18 protein-coding genes are annotated in these 18,567 nt (G+C 58.8%); 9 read left to right on the top strand and 9 right to left on the bottom strand.

Translation table 11 applies throughout. The features are described from left to right. The first annotated feature begins 6 nt into the window (after nucleotides 1–6). Nucleotides 7–1,173: a DUF1501 domain-containing protein gene (locus HKX44_RS08980; RefSeq protein ID WP_276150994.1), complete on the top strand. Its 1,167-nt coding sequence runs from the start codon at nucleotides 7–9 to the stop codon at nucleotides 1,171–1,173. Between the two features lie 171 nt (nucleotides 1,174–1,344). Further along, the gene (locus tag HKX44_RS08975; protein ID WP_276150993.1) at nucleotides 1,345–2,070 is read left to right on the top strand and encodes a GNAT family protein; all 726 of its coding nucleotides are present in this window, start codon (nucleotides 1,345–1,347) and stop codon (nucleotides 2,068–2,070) included. A gap of 9 nt (nucleotides 2,071–2,079) precedes the next feature. Here HKX44_RS08975 and HKX44_RS08970 read toward each other — a convergent pair whose 3' ends face one another. Continuing rightward, complete coding sequence (locus HKX44_RS08970) at nucleotides 2,080–2,799, bottom strand: response regulator (RefSeq protein WP_276150992.1); 720 nt, start codon at nucleotides 2,797–2,799, stop codon at nucleotides 2,080–2,082. A gap of 129 nt (nucleotides 2,800–2,928) precedes the next feature. On the opposite strand from HKX44_RS08970, the gene mce reads away from it, so the two are divergent. Both mce and HKX44_RS08960 read left to right on the top strand, forming a co-directional pair. Continuing rightward, nucleotides 2,929–3,333, top strand: a complete 405-nt coding sequence (mce, locus tag HKX44_RS08965; protein WP_276150991.1) for a methylmalonyl-CoA epimerase — start codon at nucleotides 2,929–2,931, stop codon at nucleotides 3,331–3,333. A 3-nt stretch (nucleotides 3,334–3,336) separates the two neighbouring features. After that, on the top strand, nucleotides 3,337–3,630 hold the full coding sequence (locus HKX44_RS08960) for a DUF1467 family protein (RefSeq protein WP_276150990.1): 294 nt from the start codon (nucleotides 3,337–3,339) through the stop codon (nucleotides 3,628–3,630). On the opposite strand, the gene HKX44_RS08955 is transcribed toward HKX44_RS08960, so the two are convergent. The 4 genes from HKX44_RS08955 to trpS form a co-directional block, all read right to left on the bottom strand. Further along, on the bottom strand, nucleotides 3,563–4,285 hold the full coding sequence (locus HKX44_RS08955) for an EI24 domain-containing protein (protein ID WP_276150989.1): 723 nt from the start codon (nucleotides 4,283–4,285) through the stop codon (nucleotides 3,563–3,565). The genes HKX44_RS08960 and HKX44_RS08955 overlap by 68 nt on opposite strands. Then, nucleotides 4,282–4,860, bottom strand: coding sequence for a nitroreductase family protein (locus HKX44_RS08950; RefSeq protein ID WP_276150988.1), 579 nt, complete (start codon nucleotides 4,858–4,860; stop codon nucleotides 4,282–4,284). The genes HKX44_RS08955 and HKX44_RS08950 overlap by 4 nt, the downstream gene beginning before the upstream one ends. 3 nt (nucleotides 4,861–4,863) lie before the next feature. After that, the gene (locus tag HKX44_RS08945; RefSeq protein ID WP_276150987.1) at nucleotides 4,864–5,970 is read right to left on the bottom strand and encodes a class II histone deacetylase; all 1,107 of its coding nucleotides are present in this window, start codon (nucleotides 5,968–5,970) and stop codon (nucleotides 4,864–4,866) included. A gap of 125 nt (nucleotides 5,971–6,095) precedes the next feature. Further along, nucleotides 6,096–7,127 (bottom strand): tryptophan--tRNA ligase, encoded by a 1,032-nt coding sequence (trpS, locus tag HKX44_RS08940; RefSeq protein ID WP_276150986.1) that lies wholly within the window; start codon nucleotides 7,125–7,127, stop codon nucleotides 6,096–6,098. A gap of 337 nt (nucleotides 7,128–7,464) precedes the next feature. Here trpS and HKX44_RS08935 point away from each other — a divergent pair, with 337 nt between their 5' ends. Beyond that, nucleotides 7,465–8,151: a rhomboid family intramembrane serine protease gene (locus HKX44_RS08935; RefSeq protein ID WP_276150985.1), complete on the top strand. Its 687-nt coding sequence runs from the start codon at nucleotides 7,465–7,467 to the stop codon at nucleotides 8,149–8,151. On the opposite strand, the gene murJ is transcribed toward HKX44_RS08935, so the two are convergent. The 3 genes from murJ to HKX44_RS08920 form a co-directional block, all read right to left on the bottom strand. Then, the gene (gene murJ / locus HKX44_RS08930; protein ID WP_276150984.1) at nucleotides 8,148–9,689 is read right to left on the bottom strand and encodes a murein biosynthesis integral membrane protein MurJ; all 1,542 of its coding nucleotides are present in this window, start codon (nucleotides 9,687–9,689) and stop codon (nucleotides 8,148–8,150) included. The genes HKX44_RS08935 and murJ overlap by 4 nt on opposite strands. 99 nt (nucleotides 9,690–9,788) lie before the next feature. Continuing rightward, nucleotides 9,789–12,560, bottom strand: a complete 2,772-nt coding sequence (locus HKX44_RS08925) for a [protein-PII] uridylyltransferase (RefSeq protein ID WP_276151878.1) — start codon at nucleotides 12,558–12,560, stop codon at nucleotides 9,789–9,791. Between the two features lie 17 nt (nucleotides 12,561–12,577). Next, a complete protein-coding gene (locus tag HKX44_RS08920) occupies nucleotides 12,578–13,762 on the bottom strand; it encodes a penicillin-binding protein activator (RefSeq protein WP_276150983.1) in 1,185 nt (394 codons plus the stop codon). An 86-nt stretch (nucleotides 13,763–13,848) separates the two neighbouring features. Here HKX44_RS08920 and rsmI point away from each other — a divergent pair, with 86 nt between their 5' ends. From rsmI to HKX44_RS08900, 4 genes are all read left to right on the top strand, one after another. Further along, nucleotides 13,849–14,709, top strand: coding sequence for a 16S rRNA (cytidine(1402)-2'-O)-methyltransferase (gene rsmI / locus HKX44_RS08915; protein ID WP_276151877.1), 861 nt, complete (start codon nucleotides 13,849–13,851; stop codon nucleotides 14,707–14,709). 98 nt (nucleotides 14,710–14,807) lie between these two features. Continuing rightward, nucleotides 14,808–15,152: a YraN family protein gene (locus HKX44_RS08910; RefSeq protein ID WP_276150982.1), complete on the top strand. Its 345-nt coding sequence runs from the start codon at nucleotides 14,808–14,810 to the stop codon at nucleotides 15,150–15,152. A gap of 57 nt (nucleotides 15,153–15,209) precedes the next feature. Continuing rightward, nucleotides 15,210–16,145, top strand: coding sequence for a glutathione synthase (gshB, locus tag HKX44_RS08905; protein WP_276150981.1), 936 nt, complete (start codon nucleotides 15,210–15,212; stop codon nucleotides 16,143–16,145). Nucleotides 16,146–16,198: 53 nt separating this feature from the next. Next, nucleotides 16,199–17,068, top strand: coding sequence for an alpha/beta hydrolase (locus HKX44_RS08900; RefSeq protein ID WP_276150980.1), 870 nt, complete (start codon nucleotides 16,199–16,201; stop codon nucleotides 17,066–17,068). Here HKX44_RS08900 and HKX44_RS08895 read toward each other — a convergent pair. Beyond that, nucleotides 17,034–18,548 carry a YifB family Mg chelatase-like AAA ATPase gene (locus HKX44_RS08895; protein WP_276150979.1) on the bottom strand — a complete coding sequence of 505 codons (1,515 nt, stop codon included), beginning with the start codon at nucleotides 18,546–18,548 and terminating at the stop codon, nucleotides 17,034–17,036. The two genes, HKX44_RS08900 and HKX44_RS08895, sit on opposite strands and share 35 nt — an antisense overlap. Nucleotides 18,549–18,567: the final 19 nt, after the last annotated feature.

The following is an 18,567-nucleotide window of genomic DNA, read 5'->3' as shown; positions in this document are numbered from 1 at the left end:
GGAAGGATGCACGCCAAGCTGTCCAGACGGCAATTGTTGACCCGCGCCAGCGTTGTGGGCTGTTCCTTGGCGGCCAGCCCCTTGTTAACACCTGTGACCTTTGCAAGCGCCCCTTGGGACACGCGGCTGGTTGTGATTATTCTGCGCGGCGGGATGGATGGGTTGGATGTTGTGCGCCCCGTGGGGGATCCGGCCTTTGCCGTCTTGCGTCCGGGTTTGAATGCCTCGGGCAGCGGTCTGGATCTGGACGGTTTTTTTGCCTTGCATCCTGCGCTGGCCCCTTTGATGCCGCTTTGGCGGGCGCAGGAGCTGGGTTTTTTCCACGCCGTATCAACGCCCTATCGTGACCGGCGCAGTCATTTTGATGGTCAGGACATGCTGGAGGCGGGCACTGACCGCGTGCAAGGCGGGGTGCGGGACGGATGGTTGAACCGGATGTTGCAACAGGTGCCAGGGCTTCAGGCTGATACGGCTTATGCGATTGGAAACAACGACGTGAGGGTGCTGGATGGATCTGCGCCGGTGGCGAATTGGGCCCCCGACGCTCATCTGGGGCTTAGCCCGCAGGCGATGCGTCTGGCCGAACTGGTGATGGCGGATGATCCGGCCTTACATGCGGCGCTGGCCGAGGCGCAGATGCTGTCGACAGGGACAAATCCGGTTGCATCCAAGGGGCGGCCACACGCCAAAATCGCGGCTTTCGCGGCCTCCCGTTTGCAGCATGACGCGCGGGTTGCGGCCTTTTCACTGGGGGGGTGGGATACGCACCGCCGGCAGGACCGCAATATGGCGCGCAGTCTGCGCCAGCTGTCCGAGACGCTGTTGACCCTGCGGTCCGGCTTGGGGGCGGATGTCTGGGGAAAGACCGCGATTGTCGCCATGACCGAATTTGGTCGTACTGCCCGTGAGAATGGCAGTGGTGGCACCGATCACGGGACGGCAGGGGCGATGATCCTTGCCGGTGGCGCGGTGCGCGGCGGGCAGGTGTATAGAGAGTGGCCCGGTCTGGACACCGCGGCACTGTATCAAGAACGCGACTTGATGCCGACCGCAGATGTGCGTGCACCGGTGGCCTGGATTATGCGCGGACTTTTGGGGCTTGATCGTGCGGTGCTTGAGGGGGCGGTGTTTCCCGGTCTTGACCTTGGGGCTGATCCGAAAGTGCTGCGTTAGAGCGTCCCGCCTTAAACATGAATCGTTTGTTCGCGGCCTCTTCCCTTGGTCGAACGCGAAAAGCGATAGATCATGGCTCAGGTTAAAGGCGGGAGGCTTTAGTGGCCAAAGCGTGGTGGCCGGCGCGATTGGGGACTTGGCCTGCGGCGATGTTCCGCCTAACGTGCAGTTATGAATACTGAAACGTCACACTCCCGCCCCTTTGGCGCGCCGGTTTCCGACTGGACAGCGCCCGATGCACCCGTGGGTGACGTGCTTGCCGGTCGATATGTTGAACTTGCCCCGCTGTCCGCCGAGGCCCATGCTGCGCTATTGTATCGCGAGTTTGCGGGGCATGATGATGTCTGGGACTATATGCCAAATGGTCCGTTCTCCTCTGCCGCGCAGTATCACCGTTGGGTTCGCGATCACGAAGGATCGTCCGATCCGTTGTTTTATGCCATTCGCAATCTTGAAAGCGGTCAGTGGGAAGGGGTTGCCAGCTATCTGCGCATCGCTCCGCAAGCGGGGTCGATCGAGGTGGGCTATATCAGCTATGCGCCGGCGTTGCAGCGCAGCCGCGCGGCGACCGAGGCGATGTTTCTAATGATGAAATGGGCCTTTGACGCTGGGTACCGCCGGTATGAGTGGAAATGCAACGCGCTGAATGCGCCGTCGCGCAGGGCAGCACAGCGGCTGGGCTTCAGCTTTGAAGGGGTGTTTCGTCAGGCTGATGTGGTCAAGGGGCGTAACCGTGATACCGCATGGTTTGCCGTCATAGACAGGGAATGGCCAGCGTTGAAGGAAGCCTTTGAAGCATGGCTGGCACCCGCGAATTTTGACGAGAACGGCCAACAGCAGGAGCGGCTGGGTGACTTGACGCGTTTGGTACGGGTTGCCGGCGATCCGACACTTTAGTGATGGCGTTCAGATGGCCAGCTTTTCGGCCAGACGGGTTTGAATAATGCCGGCAATCTGTGCGGTTTCGGAGGCTGCGGTTTTGCCCATAGCGCGCTTGCGGGCCAAGGCCCTTGCCGCATTCTCCAAAACCGGATCATCGGCAGATCGTGCCAGACCACTTAAAAACTGGGCAATGTAGTCCAGCGTGTGATCGTCCAGACCTTCATCCAGAACATCCGCGATATGGGCCATGTCGTCCTGATAGGCCAGCCGGTCCGGCGCAACATCGGTATTGTCCACCTGTCGCGGCCCTTTCGGGCGTCGTTCAGGCGGCAACAGCCCCAAAATCTTTTCCTGAAACCCGCCGATGGACAAGATGGGTTTTTCCATAAATCCGTCGGCCCCTGCAGCAAGGGCGGCCTCCGCAAGCTGGGGATCACCGGAAATCGCCAGAATGCCATCCACCCGCGGCACGGCCTCGTGTAGTTCGGCAATCAGGTCGCTGCCATTGCCATCCGGCAGGCCTAGATCGATCAATACAACCGATGGCCGATAGACCCGAAAGTGGCGGCGCGCAGAGCGCAGGCAATCGGCGCGTCTGATCCGTGCGCCCGATTGCAGGCACAAAAGGCGCAACGCCTCGCAGGCAAAACGGCTGTCCTCGACGACCAACACCGTTAATCCCAAAAGGGGGCGGGCCGAGGTTGGCACCGGTATATTTGCGGCAAACGGGTTTATTGTGTCCATGATAGCCTCCAGCTGAACTTGTTTCATGGTTACCCATTGGTCACTAACAGCGGGTTAACATGACGCATTGCTCTTCAGTGTTCATGCGGCCATAAACGCCGCTACTGTGCTAAACTGAAGGAAGAGAAGATGATCGGACGTCTGAACCATGTGGCCATCGCTGTGCCTGATCTCGAAGCCGCAGCGGACCAATACCGCAACGCCTTGGGGGCCAATGTCGGGCCTGCGCAAGATGAGCCGGATCATGGCGTTACAGTCATTTTCATCGAACTGCCCAACACGAAAATCGAACTGTTGTATCCACTTGGCGACGACAGCCCGATTAACGGGTTCCTTGAAAAGAACCCTTCAGGCGGCATTCACCACATCTGTTACGAAGTTGATGACATCATCGCGGCGCGTGACCATCTGAAATCTACCGGGGCGCGTGTTCTGGGCACTGGCGAACCCAAAATCGGGGCGCATGGCAAGCCTGTGTTGTTCCTGCACCCGAAGGACTTCAACGGTGCGCTTGTCGAACTGGAGCAGGTGTAAACCATGGGTATTGTATCGGGATTGGTTCTGTTTGCAGTGATTTGGTCGATGGTGTTTCTGATTGCGCTGCCCATCCGTGTGCAAACGCAGGGTGATCTGAGCAATATCGTGCCGGGCACTCATGCGGGATCTCCCGAGCACCACCATCTGGGCAAAAAGGCGTTCTGGACCACACTTGTGGCGCTGGTGCTTTGGGGGATCGTGGCGACGATCATCCTGTCCGGCTGGATCACTGTGGATGATGTAGAGAGCCTGTTTCGGGTCGGGGATTGGTCAGGCCGTGAAATAGATGGGTAAATGTCGCTGCACCCAGAATTGGAATAATCAAGTTCAACAGCGGCACTGAAAGCGGCATCGCCATAAATACGCCCGCTAACCAAATGGTGCCTGCGAAACGGCGGCGCAGCTTCTTTGCTGCGACGCGGCCAACCCGGCGGATTGCCACCATGGTGAAATACTCGCGGCCCAGCAGGAACCCGTTGACGCCCCAGAATATGAATAGGGCCGCCGGGGCAAAAAGAACATACAGGACAATGGCCAATATGTTCACCCCGACCAGTAGACCCAGAAAGTTGATCGTATCGCGCAGGGCGTCGCCGAATGGCACTTTTGTCGGGGCGGGCAGTCCAGGGTAGTGCTCGTCCTCGACGGCTTCTGCGACATCATCCAGAAACATCGACGTGATGGCCGAGGCGACGGGGATCATCAGGAAAACCGACAGGAACATCAGCAAAAATGCCGACCCCCAGGAGACCAGATCACTGATCCAGCGTACCTCTCCCAAGATCGGCAACCAGACCTCTTCTGGGGTCACCCAGTTAATCAGCCCTGTAAACGCGGCGGTGAACCCGATCAGCAGGGCAAGGGCCAGCGCGATACCAATGAAAAACACGCGGCGAAAGCGCGGGTCTGACAACTGCCCCATGGCCAACAGGAATGAACGAAAGATCATGCAGGCATCCATGTGGTGATCTGCGCGATATCCGGGCGCGGGCGGTCCGGTGGCGCAGAGGTTTCGGTGCCGATGTGAATCAGACCGGCAATACGTTCGTGATCCCCAAGATCAAAGGCTTCGGTCAGAAAACCACGATCATGCGACGGCCAGCCGCTCAGCCAGTTCGCGCCCCAGCCCGCAGCAAGGGCGGCATTAAGCAGCGCAAGGCAAACGGCCCCGGCGGAATATGTCTGTTCGATTGCGGGAATTTTGGCAGATGGTTTTTGCACTTCGACAACGACAACAGCCAGATTGCCCTGATCGAATTGGTTGCGGCCTTTGGTGATTTGTTCAGGGTCCAGACCAAGGGCGGTGCCGCGTTCTTCTGCAGTCTCGGCCAGCCGCGCCATCGCGGGCTTTTCGACAACGATAAACCGCCACGGCTCCAGCTTGCCGTGATCGGGGGTGCGGGCCGCAGCGATCAACAGCGGGGCAAGCGCGTCACGGTCAGGGACTGGCGTGGTAAGGGTCTTGGCTGGACGCGAACGCCGCGTCTGTAGAAAGTTCAGGGCTTCGGAGTTTTGCTCAGGCATATGTCAAAGGTCCAGTTTTTGCGCCATGTCATCAATCGACTGACGAAGGAAACGATCAAAAGCTGGCGAAGGCTGGCGGTTGTTCAATGCGACGGCCAAGGGGTCAGGGGCATCAATGCTACTGCCTGACAGGTTGGCAATGGTCGCGTGGCCGCAGAAGGGCACGTAGACCTCGGAATAGCCACCCTCGTGGACAAGCACCAGCTTGCCTTCACACAGGCGTTCGGCGGTTTCCTTGATTTTGTGGGTCATTGCACCAAAGGTTTCGGCCGTGGCCTGCATCCGTGCCAGCGGGTCGATGATCGCGGCATCGTAGCCACAGGCGACAATAATGAGGTCGGGCTTGTAGGCTTCAAGTGCGGGAATAACGACGCGGTCCAGGGCGTGCAGGTATGCGGTATGGCCAGACCCTGCGTGCATCGGCAGGTTGATGTTAAACCCTGTACCATCTGCGGTGCCACGGTCGGCCAGATCGCCGCTGGTCAGGGGATAGTTACCTTCCTGATGCAAGGAAATGGTTAGAACGTCGTCACGGTCATAATAAATGGTTTCGGTGCCGTTGCCGTGATGCACATCCCAGTCAAGGACGGCAACACGCCGCGCCAGCCCTTTGGCCTTGGCCGCCTCGATGGCGATGGCGATATTGGCCAGCAGACAGAACCCCATTGGCGTTTCCGGTTCACAATGATGACCCGGCGGGCGGCTGAGGGCATAGGCGTTTTCAAGCGTGCCACTGGCCACCGCATCCACCGCCGCCACGGCAAGCCCTGCCGACAGGGTTGCCAGTTCAAAACCGCCACGCGCGAAGGGCACATTCGGGCCCATTTCGCCGCCACCAGCGTCAGACGCAGCTTTGAACGCATCAAGGTAGGAGGCCGGATGCACCCGTTCCAGCATTTCGCGGGTCGCGTTCGGGGCGCTTTGCGCGGCAAGTTCCGCCGTCAGGCCGGTCACGTCCATCAGGTTTTTCAGGCGGCGTTTGGTTTCGGGGTTTTCAGGAATACCACCGGCGGCCAAGGGTTGCACCAAGCCACCAAAGGGGATGGTAAAGGCATAGTTCCCGCCGCCGTGCCAGAAACAGCGTTCATCCCAGAAAAATCCGGTGGCCATTGTGGTGTTCCTTTTTGTTGATCAGAATCTGTGGGGTCGCGCGACCTGTTTCAACCTCTCCGGTGAAAATGAGCTGTGCCAAAAGATGAGCAACCCCCGCTTGAGGGGCCACTTATTTTACGGGCTTAGCCAACCATGCCGACAATTTCATAGGTTTTTTTCAAAATGGGTGCCGTGATTTCCCGTGCCTGTTCCGACCCTTTCTTTAGAATGCGGTCAATCTCGTCAGGTTCTGCCATCAATCGCGCCATCTCGGTCGAGATCGGTGCCAGTTTGGAAACCGCAAGCTCGGCCAGAGCAGGCTTGAACGTGCCGAACTGCTGCCCGCCGACTTCGCTCAGAACCTGCTCGACGGATTGTTCGCTTAGGGCGGCATAGATGTTCACCAGATTACGGGCATCCGGGCGTCCTTCCAGCCCTTCCACCTCGGAGGGCAGGGCATCGGGATCGGTCTTGGCCTTGCGGATTTTCTTGGCAATCGCATCCGCGTCATCGGTCATGTTAATACGGCTGGCATCGGATGGGTCAGACTTGGACATCTTTTTAGATCCATCGCGCAGCGACATCACACGGGTGGCTGCGCCTTCGATCACCGGTTCGGTAATGGGAAAGAAATCAACGCCGTAGTCATGGTTGAACTTGGCCGCGATGTCGCGTGTCAGCTCAAGGTGTTGTTTCTGATCGTCGCCAACCGGCACATGGGTTGCGTGGTAGATCAGGATGTCAGCAGCCATCAGCGCCGGATAGGCGAACAATCCCAGGGAGGCCGCTTCGGCATTCTTGCCGGCCTTATCCTTCCACTGGGTCATGCGCCCCATCCATCCCATTCGCGCCACGCAGTTGAAAATCCACGCCAGTTGCGCGTGTTCCGGGACCTGTGACTGGTTGATCAGGATTGACTTGGCCGGATCAATACCCGCCGCGATAAATCCTGCCGCTAATTCGCGGGTATTATGGGCCAGCGTCTTGGGATCAAGGAATTTGGCGGTGATCGCATGTAGATCGACCATGCAATAAACTGTTTCGTAATCTTCGTCCTGCATCGACACGAACCGTTTGATCGCACCCAGATAGTTGCCCAGCGTCAGACCGCCAGACGGTTGGATGCCAGAGAAAACGCGGGGGGTGAACGTGGTATTTGTGGGGGTGTCGGGCATATGCGGACCTCGAAGGCGTGTATGAACGGATGCCGGCGGCGTAACTTTGGGGGCGGGCGCCCCTATTTCGTGCCGTTAGCGCTTATTTCACGATATATCAGCGGTTTGCGCCCTAACGTCCATAGAGATTCTGTGGCGGTGGGCGGCAAGCGGTGTCGCAACATAGGGCGCGCAGGTCTTGTCGTCGCCGGGTTTTGGAGTTGGTTTGCGTCACATCTGCTTGAAATAGAAACACTATTCCGGCACTGATGCTGCTTGTCAGCGGTAAAGTCTGACATATCGGTGAGATATATTATTGGGGTTCGATGCCGGACCTTCATCGCGTCAAGGAGCGGCCATGCAAGATCCTGAATTCCAGCCACCGGTAAATCCCCTGCCGCCTATCGTCACCCTGACGTTTCTGGCGCTTGCCGGCATCGAGGCGGGCCTGTCGCTGGGGGAGGCGGGCATCATTGGTGGACCGGGGGCGGTGGGCTGGCGGCTGGGCCTGATCCGCGATTACGGATTTTCGGGCCAGATTTTTGATTGGATGGTGGCAAATGGGCAGTGGCCACTGCCTGAGGCCATCCGCGCCTTTACCTATCCGTTTATCCATCTGGGATTTACACATAGTTTATTTGCCATGGTCCTGCTTTTGGCATTGGGCAAGATGGTGGCCGAAGCCATGGGGCCGCTGACCTTTGCGGTGATTTTTGTGCTGGCCGGTGCCGGCGGTGCCGCGTTTTATGCGCTGTTGCTGGATGATCCTACTTGGTTGGTCGGGGCCTACCCCAGCGTTTACGGGCTGATTGGTGGCTATTCTTTTGTGATGTGGCGGCAGTTGGCTGGCACCGGTGCGCAGCAATACCGCGCTTTCACACTGATTGCCTTTCTGATGGGCATTCAGCTGTTTTGGGGGGTGTTTTTTGAAGTCGGAACCCAGTGGGTGGCAGAGCTGATCGGGTTCTTTCTGGGCTTTGGTTTGTGCTTTGTCATGGCTCCGGGGGAATGGGCGCGGATCGTGAACCGGATGCGGCGGCGTTAACCGCGCCGCATCGCCGCTTTGAACTCGGCCAACCGGAAGGCCCCGAACAACTGGCCCACACCAAAGTAACTGACCGCACCGATGCCAATCAGCAAGGCCAGCCCCAGACCGCGCCACCACGGGGTGTTTAACAGGGCTTCCAACAGGGAATTGCCCAGAATCAAGGCCACCCCCATCACCAGCGAGGCAGCGACGATCCGCCAGATGCGTTTGCGGAACCGGTCGTCAAATCGCGCCGCTTCGCCGTATTTGCGCGCACCGATGAAGAGGCAAACCACCATGGCCCAGCCCGCGAAAGTGGTGGCTATGGCCGGGGCGATCCAGCCGATAAACGGGGCAAGCCCCACCGCGAGCGCAATATTCACCACCATGGAGACAAGCGCAAAATGGAAGGGGCGACGGGTATCACCGCGGGCGAAATAGATAGGTTGCAGCACTTTTTGTAAGACAAAGGCGGGCAAGCCCAGCCCGTAGACCGCCACGGCTGTGGCAATGGCCGCTGTATCATCGACATCGGAAGCGCCGCGTTCAAACAGCACCGATACCAACGTCTGGGGCACCACCATCAGGGCGATGGCCGAGGGGATCGTGAGCGCCAGCGCGATTTCCCCCGCGCGGCTGAGGGCGATGCGGGCACCTGCGTCATCGCCGGCACGCAAACGGCGTGACAGATCGGGCAGCAGGACAATGCCAACCGCAATGCCAACCACACCCAACGGCAATTGATAGAGCCGGTCGGCAGCAAACAACCATGACACGGCCTTGTCATACTGGCTGGCAACAACTTGCCCCACGACCAGATTGATCTGCATGACACCAGACGCAAGGGCTGCGGGCAGGGCGATGACCACCATCGCTTTCATATCCGGTGACCAGCGCGGGCGTGACGGGCGCAGGGCAAATCCGGCTGCGGCTGCCGCGCGCCATGTCAGCGCCAATTGTGCCACCCCTGCAATGGGAACCGCCCAGATCAGCCATGTGATAACCGGCCCGCCGGTCAGCGCCCCGAGTGTCATTGCCCCAACCAACAGGATATTCAGCAACACAGGTGCGGCGGCGGCAACGGCAAACCGGCCTGTGGCGTTCAGGATGCCGGAAAACAGGGCCGCCAGTGACATGCATAGGATATAGGGAAACACCACACGGCCAAAGCCGACGGTCATGTCAAAACGTTCGTCGCCGGCGAATCCCTCGGCGGTGAGCCAGACAAAGGCGGGCATGAATACCATGGCCAACCCGACAAGGATCAGAACTGCAAACCCCAACCCGTTGAAAGCTTCTTGGGCAAAGCTCTGCGCGTCCTCATCGCCCTCCAGTTTCTTGGAAAACATCGGGACAAAGGCGGCGTTGAACGCACCCTCTGCAAAGAACCGGCGGAACATGTTCGGCAAGCGGAAGGCGGCGACAAAAGCGTCCATCACTGGACCGGGGCCAATCAATGCAATCAGCAGGGCCTCGCGCAGGAAACCCAGCACACGGCTGAGCAAGGTCCAGACGCCAACGGTGAAAAAGCCAGACATGAGACGGATGGGTTTCATCGGGTGCTTTCCATGCGGGAGGTCAGGCTGATTTAGCTTGCACGGCGGGTTTGCGCAATTGGCATCCTTGTGCGGCGCGATCCGTGCCTATCGCTTTGGTTATTTGTCGGCCCGTTCCACCCCTTCGGCAATGGCTTGTCGCAGACGTTTCTCCAGCGTCCGCTGTTTGCCCTCGGTGTAGTATTTCAGCCCGAACATATCCTTGACATAGAAAGTATCCACCACCTGTTCGCCATAGGTGGCGATGACCGCATTGGCGATATAGACATTGCTGGCGGCCAGACTGCGCGCCAGATCATAAAGCAGGCCGGGGCGGTCACGGGTGTCGACCTCGATGATGGTGTAGATTTCCGATCCGTCGTTATCAAAGGTGATATGCGTCGGCACCTTAAACGCCTTTTCGCGTTTCTTGATTTTGTCGCGGGACTTCAGGGCATCGCGGGCGACAACCTCGCCGCGCAGGGTCTTTTCGATCATCTTGCGCAGACGGGGCAGGCGCGAGGATTCATAGGCGTTGCCCTCTGCGTCTTGTATCCAAAAGGCGTCAGTAACAAATCCATCTTTGGTTGTATAACTGCGGGCGTCCACGACATTGGCCCCCACCAGAGCAAGGGCACCGGCAAGGCGGGAAAAGATACCGGGGTGGTCGGGCATCACAAAACAGGCCCGGGTGGCGTCGCGGTCTTCATCCGGGTGCAGGTCGATCCGCACGTCCTCGTTTCCGATTCCGCGCAGCAGGTTGGCAAAGGCCACATGTGCCGTGACATGCAGGCCCTGCCAGTAAGGATCGTAATGGCGCGATGTTTCTTTTTGCAATTCTTTGCGCGGCCAGTCCGAAAGCGATAGCCGCAACGCTTTTTTCGCTTCGGCACCGCGATTCTCGCGGTTCAGGTCTTCAAGGCCGGTTTCAAGGGCGCGCTCGGTCTGGCGATAAAGACCACGGATCAGCACAGCTTTCCAGTTGTTCCACGTGTCCGGCCCAACCCCGCGAATGTCACAGACTGTCAGCACACATAACAGGTCAAGCCGCTTGACCGTCTGTACGGCCTTGGCGAAATCACGCACCGTGCGCGGATCGGCAATATCGCGTTTCTGCGCCATGTCCGACATCAGCAGATGATAGCGGATCAACCATTCGACAGTGTCCACCTCGTCCTGTTTCAGCCCCAGGCGCGGGGCGACCTGACGGGCAATCTTGGCCCCTAGAATGGAATGGTCCTCTGGCCGTCCCTTGCCGATGTCATGCAGCAACAATGCGGTATAAAGTACCTTGCGGTTGACCCCGCGCGACAGGATGGAGGAGGCCACGGGCAGCTCTTCTTCCAGCTCGTGTTTCTCGATGCGGGCAAGGTTCGCAATGGTCTGGATCGTATGTTCGTCAACCGTATAGCTGTGATACATGTTGAACTGCATCATCGCGACGATGGGTTCGAATTCGGGGATAAACGCGCATAGCACGCCCAACTCGTTCATCCGCCGCAAGGCGCGTTCCGGATTGCCGTGTTTTAGCAGCAGGTCAAAGAAAATCCGCCGCGCTTCGGGAGTGGTGCGCAGGTCATCGTCGATCAGATGCAGGTTCGCTTTGACCAGTCGCATGGCGTCGGGATGGATCAACATGCCGGTGCGCAAGGCCTCTTCGAACAGGCGCAACAGGTTCAGCTTGTCAGAAAGGAATGCGGTCTCGTCGGGAATGGCGATGCGGTTATGCACCACGATGTATCCCTTTTTGATCTTGGGCCGGCGACGGAACAACCGTTCCAGCAAGGGTTCGGCCTTGACGTGGATTGCCTCCAGACTGGTCAGGAAAATTCGGGTCAGGTCGCCCACCGCAGTCGCATGACGAAAGAATGCCTGCATAAACACTTCGACACCGCGTCGGCCGCCGGTGTCCGTGTACCCCATGGCTTCGGCCACCTGTACCTGCATATCGAAGGTCAGCTTTTCTGTGGCGCGGTTGGTCAGCAAGTGGAGATGGCCGCGCACCGCCCAAAGGAAATCCTCAGCGGCCCTGAAGGTGGCATATTCTTCGGGGCGGAAAATGCCTTTCGCGACCAGCTCCGAAGAGTGGTTGACCTTGTAAATGAACTTGGCAATCCAGAACAGGGAATGCAGGTCGCGCAACCCGCCTTTGCCCTCTTTGACGTTCGGTTCGACCACATATCGTTGGCCCTGCTTCTCGTGGCGCTGGTCACGTTCTTCCAGCTTAGCCTCCAGAAAGTCGCGCCCGTCGCCTGAAAACAGTTGCATCTCAAGCGCCTGCTCCAGTCCGGCCTCAAGCGCGGTATCACCGGTGATAAACCGGTGTTCCAGCAAAGCCGTCTTGATGGTGTAATCCTCGCCGCCCAGCCGGACACAGTCCTGCACTGTGCGGGTCGCATGTCCGACCTTCAGTTTCAGATCCCACAGCATATAGAGCATGCTTTCGATCACGCTTTCAGACCATGCGGTGGCCTTGTAGGGTATAAGAAACAGCAGATCGACATCCGAAAACGGGGCCATCTCGCCGCGGCCATAGCCACCGACACCCATCACACAAAGTCGTTCGCCTTCAGTCGGGTTCGGCTTGGGGTGCAGGACCTGTGTCGAGAACTCTAGCGCGCAGCGCACAAGCTGGTCTGTCAGATAGGTATAAGCTCGGGTCATCGGACGCGCGTCAAACGGGGCGGCTGCAAAACTTTCAGCGATTTTGGCGCGCCCGGCCTTTTGTGCCGCGCTCAGAGTATTTACCGCGGCGGCGCGTTGGTCCGGCTGAGACTGGTCACTGGCGGCTTCATTCAGCGCCTCTTTGACCGCAGCGGTATCGAAAATCAGTTCGGGCGCGCAGATCAGGCGCGGCGGTGAAATCGCCGCGCCTGATTGTTGGTGTAAGATCGAAGGCAAGGCCAAGTCTAGAAACCAGCCCCGCCAAAGGCGCGCGGTGCAGCTTCCAGGATCACAACCGATTTATCGCGGATTGTTGCCACGGCCAGGCCACGCTCGTTGGTGCCGTCACGGCGTAGGCGGAAAATACCGGTCGCCCCGCGAAAACCCGCGCCCTGTGTCAGGGACGAAGCGGTCAGCGCGGAGGATTTGCCGGATTTTGCCAAGGCCCCGACTGCTGCAATGCCGTCAAAAGCAAGGCCGGCCAGCGGATGTGGTGCGCTACCGTAGGCGGCACTGTACTTCTGACTGAAGGCGGCGGTCGCGGCAGGGTCAGGCTTGGCAAACCAACCACCCTGAACCCCGGGCATATCCAACGTCTGTTTGGGGATGTCCCACCGCGTCAGGCCGACATACTGCGTCGATGCCGAGCTGATGCCAGCTTCGGGCAAAAGCTGGGCAAACAAGGGCAGAGCAGAGGCAGATGAGGTTGTTAGAAACAGAGCGTTTGCGTTACCGGACTGAACTGTTGCTTTGACGCGGGGAATGGCGGCAACAACCGATTCCTGACTAAGCGCATAGTCCACGGTTCCTGCCAGCGTTGCGCCGTTTGTCGAAATGGCTTGCTGAATTGCGTTGCGTCCCAACTGACCGGCGACATCGCTCGCATGCAGAACGACAATACGGTCCTTGCCGTTGCGTTTGGCATATCCAACCAGACGGTTCGCTGTGTTGGAAAAGGTCTGACCCAAGACAAACACATTGCCGCCCGCGATGGTCGGGTTGTTGGAGAAGGACAAGACATTCACACCCTGTTTTGCGACGGCAACACCCGCAGCATTGGCGGATTCGCCATAGACCGGCCCAAGGATGATCTTGGCACCGTCGTTGACCGCCTGAGCGGCCATGTTTGCGGCTGTGCCGGCATTGCCAGCGGTGCCATAGACGCGCAGATCAATCTTGACGCCATCCAGATCACGTATTGCCATACGTGCTGCATTCTCAAGGTTCTTGGCCAACAGGTTGTCGTTCTGCGTGCCGCCGCGTGGAATCAGCAAAGCCACAGGAACAGGCGCGTTGGCGTCAATTTTGACACCGCCTCCGGTGGACAGCGACCCGACCGTGGCCGGGTCACAGGCGGCTAAAAAAAGCGCGGCAAAAGGCAACATCAATAGCCGCAACTTCTTGCGGCTGGCGTTCAAAAAGGCAATCATCGGCACTCACTCCCCAAAGTTTGATGGATGCAGCCGCACCGCATCACTCGGACGTGATCATAGACGGTGCGAAAGGCGGGTCCAGCGTGAATTACCAAATGGTGCCATTGTCGGCTGGATTGTATTTTGTCGGTGTTCCCATCGGCACGGCGCGTGACATTACATTGCGCGCGCTTGACGTCTTGGCGTCGGCGGATGTGCTGGCGGCCGAGGATACAAGATCGTTGCGTAAATTGATGGATATCCATGGCGTGCCGCTGGGGAGCAGGCGCATTGTCGCCCTACATGATCACAGCGGCGCGGATGTTGCCATGCGGTTGGTCGAGGCGGTGAAAGAAGGCAAATCGGTAGCCTATGCATCAGAGGCTGGTATGCCGTTGATTGCGGACCCAGGGTTTGAATTGTCCCGGCTGGCAGTTGCCGAAGGGATCAACCCGACCTGTGCGCCCGGCCCGTCGGCGGTGCTGACCGCGCTGGCGCTGGGAGGGTTGCCGACCGACGCGTTTTTCTTCGCCGGTTTCTTGCCGAACACCACCTCGGCACGCGCAACGGCATTGGAAAAGCTTAAGGATGTTGCCGGAACACTGGTTTTCTACGAATCACCCAAACGCTTGGGCGCAATGTTGCGCGACGCCGCTTCTGTGTTGGGCGATGACAGGTCGGCGGCGGTGTGTCGCGAGCTGACCAAGAAATTCGAGGAAGTCCGTCGCGGATCCCTCAAAGAACTGTCCCAGATTTATGAAAAGCTGTCGCCGAAAGGCGAAATCGTTGTGCTTGTAGATCGGGGACATTCAGAAACCGTTAAGAATGTTGATATAGAAACAAGCCTGCGTGCGGCATTAAAGGAAATGTCGGTGCGGGATGCGGCGGATATGGTGTCACAAGCACATGATCTGCCGCGCCGCAAAGTGTATCAAATTGCCTTATCGCTGGACAACGAAGGGTAGGGGCACCAACAATCACGATTGTTCAGCGATGACGTGAAAGGCAGAGACCGGGCAAAAGGATTGTGACGTTGGCAACGGCAAGACATCATCGCGGACGCATGGCGTACCATGCAGGAATTGCAGCAGAACAACGGATTGCACAGGATTACGAACGGCGTGGTTTCGCAATTGCGCGGCGCAGATGGCGTAGCGCAGGCGGCGAAATTGATCTGATCGTGCGGGACGGCAACGGATTGATTTTTGTTGAAGTCAAGAAAAGCCGCAGCCTTGCCCGCGCGGCTGAAAGTCTTTCGTCGCGCCAGATGCAACGGATCTATGCCTGCGCAGAGGCGTTTTTGGGGACTGAGCCAATGGGCAGCCTGACAGAGGTGCGTTTTGATGTGGCTCTGGTGGATGGTTCCGGTGACTTGCAGATCATCGAAAACGCCTTTGGGCACGGCTGACCATTGCACCTGTGCCGCTGCTGCGCCATCTAAAGGGGACGCAGCAAGGATAGACTGATGAAAATTGCCTTTCAGATGGACCCCATTGGGGACGTCAATATTAACGCCGACAGCAGTTTCCGCCTCGCCGAAGAGGCGCAGGCCCGCGGGCATAGTTTGTTTTTCTATTCGCCTGACAAACTGGCCTATCAAGAGGGTCGCGTTACCGCGCGGGGGCATGACTTCACTGTACAGCGGGTGCAGGGGGATCACGCGCATCTGGGGCCGGAAGTCGAAGTTGATCTGGCGGATTTCGACGTGGTCTGGTTGCGACAAGACCCGCCTTTCGACATGCATTACATCACCTCGACGCATTTGCTGGATCGTTTGAAGGGGCAAGCGCTTGTGGTGAATGATCCGTTCTGGGTCAGAAACTACCCAGAGAAACTGATGGTTCTGGATTTCCCCGAGTTGACACCACCCACAACAATCGCGCGTGATCTTGATACGATCAAGGCCTTCAAGGAAAAGCACGGCGATGTCATTCTGAAGCCACTTTATGGCAATGGCGGCGCGGGGGTGTTCCGTCTGGATGCGCGCGACCGGAATTTGACCTCCCTGCACGAGCTGTTCACTGGCTTTTCCCGCGAGCCCTTGATTGTACAGAAATTCCTGCCTGCTGTGGCCAAGGGGGACAAACGCGTCATTCTGGTGGATGGGGAAGCGGTTGGTGCCATAAATCGCGTGCCAGCCGAAGGCGAAACACGTTCAAACATGCATGTTGGCGGGCGCCCTGAAAAGATCGGGTTGAGCGCGCGTGATCTGGAGATTTGTGCCGCCATCGGGCCTCTATTGAAAGAAAAGGGTCAGGTTTTTGTCGGCATTGATGTCATCGGGGACTACCTGACAGAGATCAACGTGACCTCGCCGACCGGTATTCAGGAACTGGAACGATTTGACGGTGGCAATATCGCGGGCAGAATCTGGGAGGCGATTGAAGGGCGGCTGGCGTGAGCTGGCGGGCCAGGCTTCTTAACATCTGGCTAAGGAACGTAGAGAAACCTGCGATGGCGCGGGCACAGGACCCCGCGCAGCTGCGCCGCCGCATCGAGATGCACGCGCGGTGGTTTTTTCGTATCCCGCGTGGCACCCGGACGCAGTGGCAGGCTCTGGGCGATGGGCAGCACCGCGTTGATACGCTTGATGTGGTGCCGCGCAATCTGAGCTCTGACAAGGTGGTGCTTTATCTGCACGGTGGCGGGTTTGTTTTTGGCAGTCCTAAGGTCTATGCCGCCTTGGCAGGTCAGCTGGCGCAGCGGTTGGGCGCGCGGGTGGTCCTTCCGCGTTACAGGCTGGCTCCGGAGCATATTTTCCCTGCCGCATCCGATGATGTACGTGCCGCATGGGACGGTTTGCTGCGCAGCGGAATTGCGCCGGATCGTATTGTAATTGGCGGGGACAGTGCCGGGGGTGCCTTGACGTTGTCGCTGCTGCATCGGTTGGGGCAGGAACAGGGCCTGATGCCCGCCGCAGCGTTTTGTTTTTCCCCTTTGACGGATTTGACGTTCAGCGGTGAGAGTTTTCGCAAAAATGCAAAAGTCGAAGCCGTCTTGCCCGCTGAACGGGCGCATTCCATGGCCGAGATGTACCTGCAAAACGGCAACCCGAAAGACCCGCAGGTCAGCCCCATTTTTGGGCATTTCAATGGGGCCGCACCGGTTTGGATCACAGTGGGGGATACTGAAATCCTATATGATGATGCCCGCCGAATGGTGCAGGTGCTGATCGAGAGCGGTGTTGATGTGACTTTTGTCGAGCAACAGGACTTGCCCCATGTCTGGCCGCTTTTCCACGACATCCTGCCCGAAGCGCGTCAGACGTTGAACAACCTTGCGGACTGGATCAGGCAAATACCGGCGCGGCAAGGCGAAAGCTGACCGCTTCAGCGATATGTGGGCGGCGGACATTGGCAGATCCGTCAAGATCGGCGATTGTACGGCCAACGCGCAAGATCCTGTGATACCCCCGGGCCGAAAGGTGAAACCGCTCTGCCACTTTGGTCAACAGCGCCCTTGCCTCGGCATCGGGAGTCGCGATTTCCTCCAGAATATCCCCCTGTGCATCGGCGTTGACGTGCATGTTCGCCTGCTCCTGAAACCGATTGGTTTGAACGTCACGCGCTTTGGCGACACGGGCCGCGACGATGGCAGAGGTTTCGCCGTTTGCGGGCAAATCAAGGTCGGTATATGCCACGGGCGGGACATCAACACGCAGATCGAACCGGTCCATCAAGGGCCCAGAAATGCGACCCAGATAGTCGTCGCCACAATCCGGCACACGGGCGCAGGCGCGGGCAGGGTCGGACAGATAGCCGCATTTGCAGGGGTTTGCCGCCGCAACCAGCATGAATTTGCAGGGGTATTTCACGTGTGCATTGGCCCGCGCGATCATTACCTCGCCGGTTTCGATCGGCTGGCGCAGGGTTTCCAGAACGGTGCGGGTGAATTCCGGGAATTCGTCCATGAACAACACACCGTTATGGGCAAGGCTGACCTCGCCCGGTCTGGCCATCCGGCCACCACCAATGATCGCAGCCATTGAGGCGGTGTGATGTGGTTCACGAAACGGGCGCATCCGCGAAATGCCGCCTTCGTCCAGCAGTCCGGCCAGAGAATGGATCATTGAGGTTTCCAGTGCTTCGCCGGCGCTAAGCGGCGGCAGGATGGTGGGCAATCGCGCGGCCAACATGCTTTTGCCCGATCCGGGGGGGCCGACCAGCATCAGGTGGTGTCGCCCTGCGGCAGCAATCTCAAGGGCGCGTTTGGCGCGTTCCTGCCCTTTCACCTCGCGCAGATCGCGGTCCGAGGCATCCAGTGTGACTTCGCCCGGTGTGGCGGGGGCCAGTGGGGTTTGGCCGGTGTAGTGGCGCACCACGTCACCCAACGACCGGGCGGCAATCACTTCGGCGTCGCCCACCCATGCGGCTTCGGCTCCGGAACCATATGGGCACAACAGGCCGCGTCCCTGCGCGGCGGCGGTCATGGCGGCGGGCAAGGCCCCGACAACCGGGATTAACGTGCCGTCCAGCGATAATTCACCCAAGGCTACGACCGATTGGGTCACATCGTCGGGCAAAATGCCCAGCGCGGCCAATAGGGCGACGGCAATCGGTAGATCGAAATGGCTGCCCTCCTTGGGCAGGTTGGCCGGGCTTAGGTTGACGGTGATGCGTTTGGATGGAAGGGCAATCGCCATCGCGTTAAGCGCGGTGCGCACCCGATCGCGGGCTTCGGAAACGGCCTTGTCTGGCAATCCGACGATGGAAAAGGCGGGCAGACCAGGGGTGACGGCGCATTGCACCTCGACCATCCGCGCCTCGACCCCCTGAAACGCGACTGTATAGGCGCGTGATACCATGAAATTGCTCCTGCCAGCC

This window comes from Sulfitobacter sp. M05 (assembly GCF_029285175.1).
Taxonomy (GTDB): Bacteria; Pseudomonadota; Alphaproteobacteria; order Rhodobacterales; family Rhodobacteraceae; genus Sulfitobacter.
This window is presented reverse-complemented; position numbering and strand designations above follow the sequence as displayed.

Coding starts and splice junctions, on each gene's coding strand:
- gshB (WP_276150981.1), top strand. CDS start 15,210: ATGAAAATTGCCTTTCAGATGGACCCCATTGGGGACGTCAATATTAAC.
- trpS (WP_276150986.1), bottom strand. CDS start 7,127: ATGCCCGACACCCCCACAAATACCACGTTCACCCCCCGCGTTTTCTCT.
- HKX44_RS08910 (WP_276150982.1), top strand. CDS start 14,808: ATGGCGTACCATGCAGGAATTGCAGCAGAACAACGGATTGCACAGGAT.
- HKX44_RS08975 (WP_276150993.1), top strand. CDS start 1,345: ATGAATACTGAAACGTCACACTCCCGCCCCTTTGGCGCGCCGGTTTCC.
- HKX44_RS08935 (WP_276150985.1), top strand. CDS start 7,465: ATGCAAGATCCTGAATTCCAGCCACCGGTAAATCCCCTGCCGCCTATC.
- HKX44_RS08980 (WP_276150994.1), top strand. CDS start 7: ATGCACGCCAAGCTGTCCAGACGGCAATTGTTGACCCGCGCCAGCGTT.
- HKX44_RS08955 (WP_276150989.1), bottom strand. CDS start 4,285: ATGATCTTTCGTTCATTCCTGTTGGCCATGGGGCAGTTGTCAGACCCG.
- murJ (WP_276150984.1), bottom strand. CDS start 9,689: ATGAAACCCATCCGTCTCATGTCTGGCTTTTTCACCGTTGGCGTCTGG.
- HKX44_RS08920 (WP_276150983.1), bottom strand. CDS start 13,762: ATGATTGCCTTTTTGAACGCCAGCCGCAAGAAGTTGCGGCTATTGATG.
- HKX44_RS08970 (WP_276150992.1), bottom strand. CDS start 2,799: ATGGACACAATAAACCCGTTTGCCGCAAATATACCGGTGCCAACCTCG.
- HKX44_RS08895 (WP_276150979.1), bottom strand. CDS start 18,548: ATGGTATCACGCGCCTATACAGTCGCGTTTCAGGGGGTCGAGGCGCGG.
- HKX44_RS08945 (WP_276150987.1), bottom strand. CDS start 5,970: ATGGCCACCGGATTTTTCTGGGATGAACGCTGTTTCTGGCACGGCGGC.
- HKX44_RS08960 (WP_276150990.1), top strand. CDS start 3,337: ATGGGTATTGTATCGGGATTGGTTCTGTTTGCAGTGATTTGGTCGATG.
- mce (WP_276150991.1), top strand. CDS start 2,929: ATGATCGGACGTCTGAACCATGTGGCCATCGCTGTGCCTGATCTCGAA.
- HKX44_RS08900 (WP_276150980.1), top strand. CDS start 16,199: ATGGCGCGGGCACAGGACCCCGCGCAGCTGCGCCGCCGCATCGAGATG.
- HKX44_RS08950 (WP_276150988.1), bottom strand. CDS start 4,860: ATGCCTGAGCAAAACTCCGAAGCCCTGAACTTTCTACAGACGCGGCGT.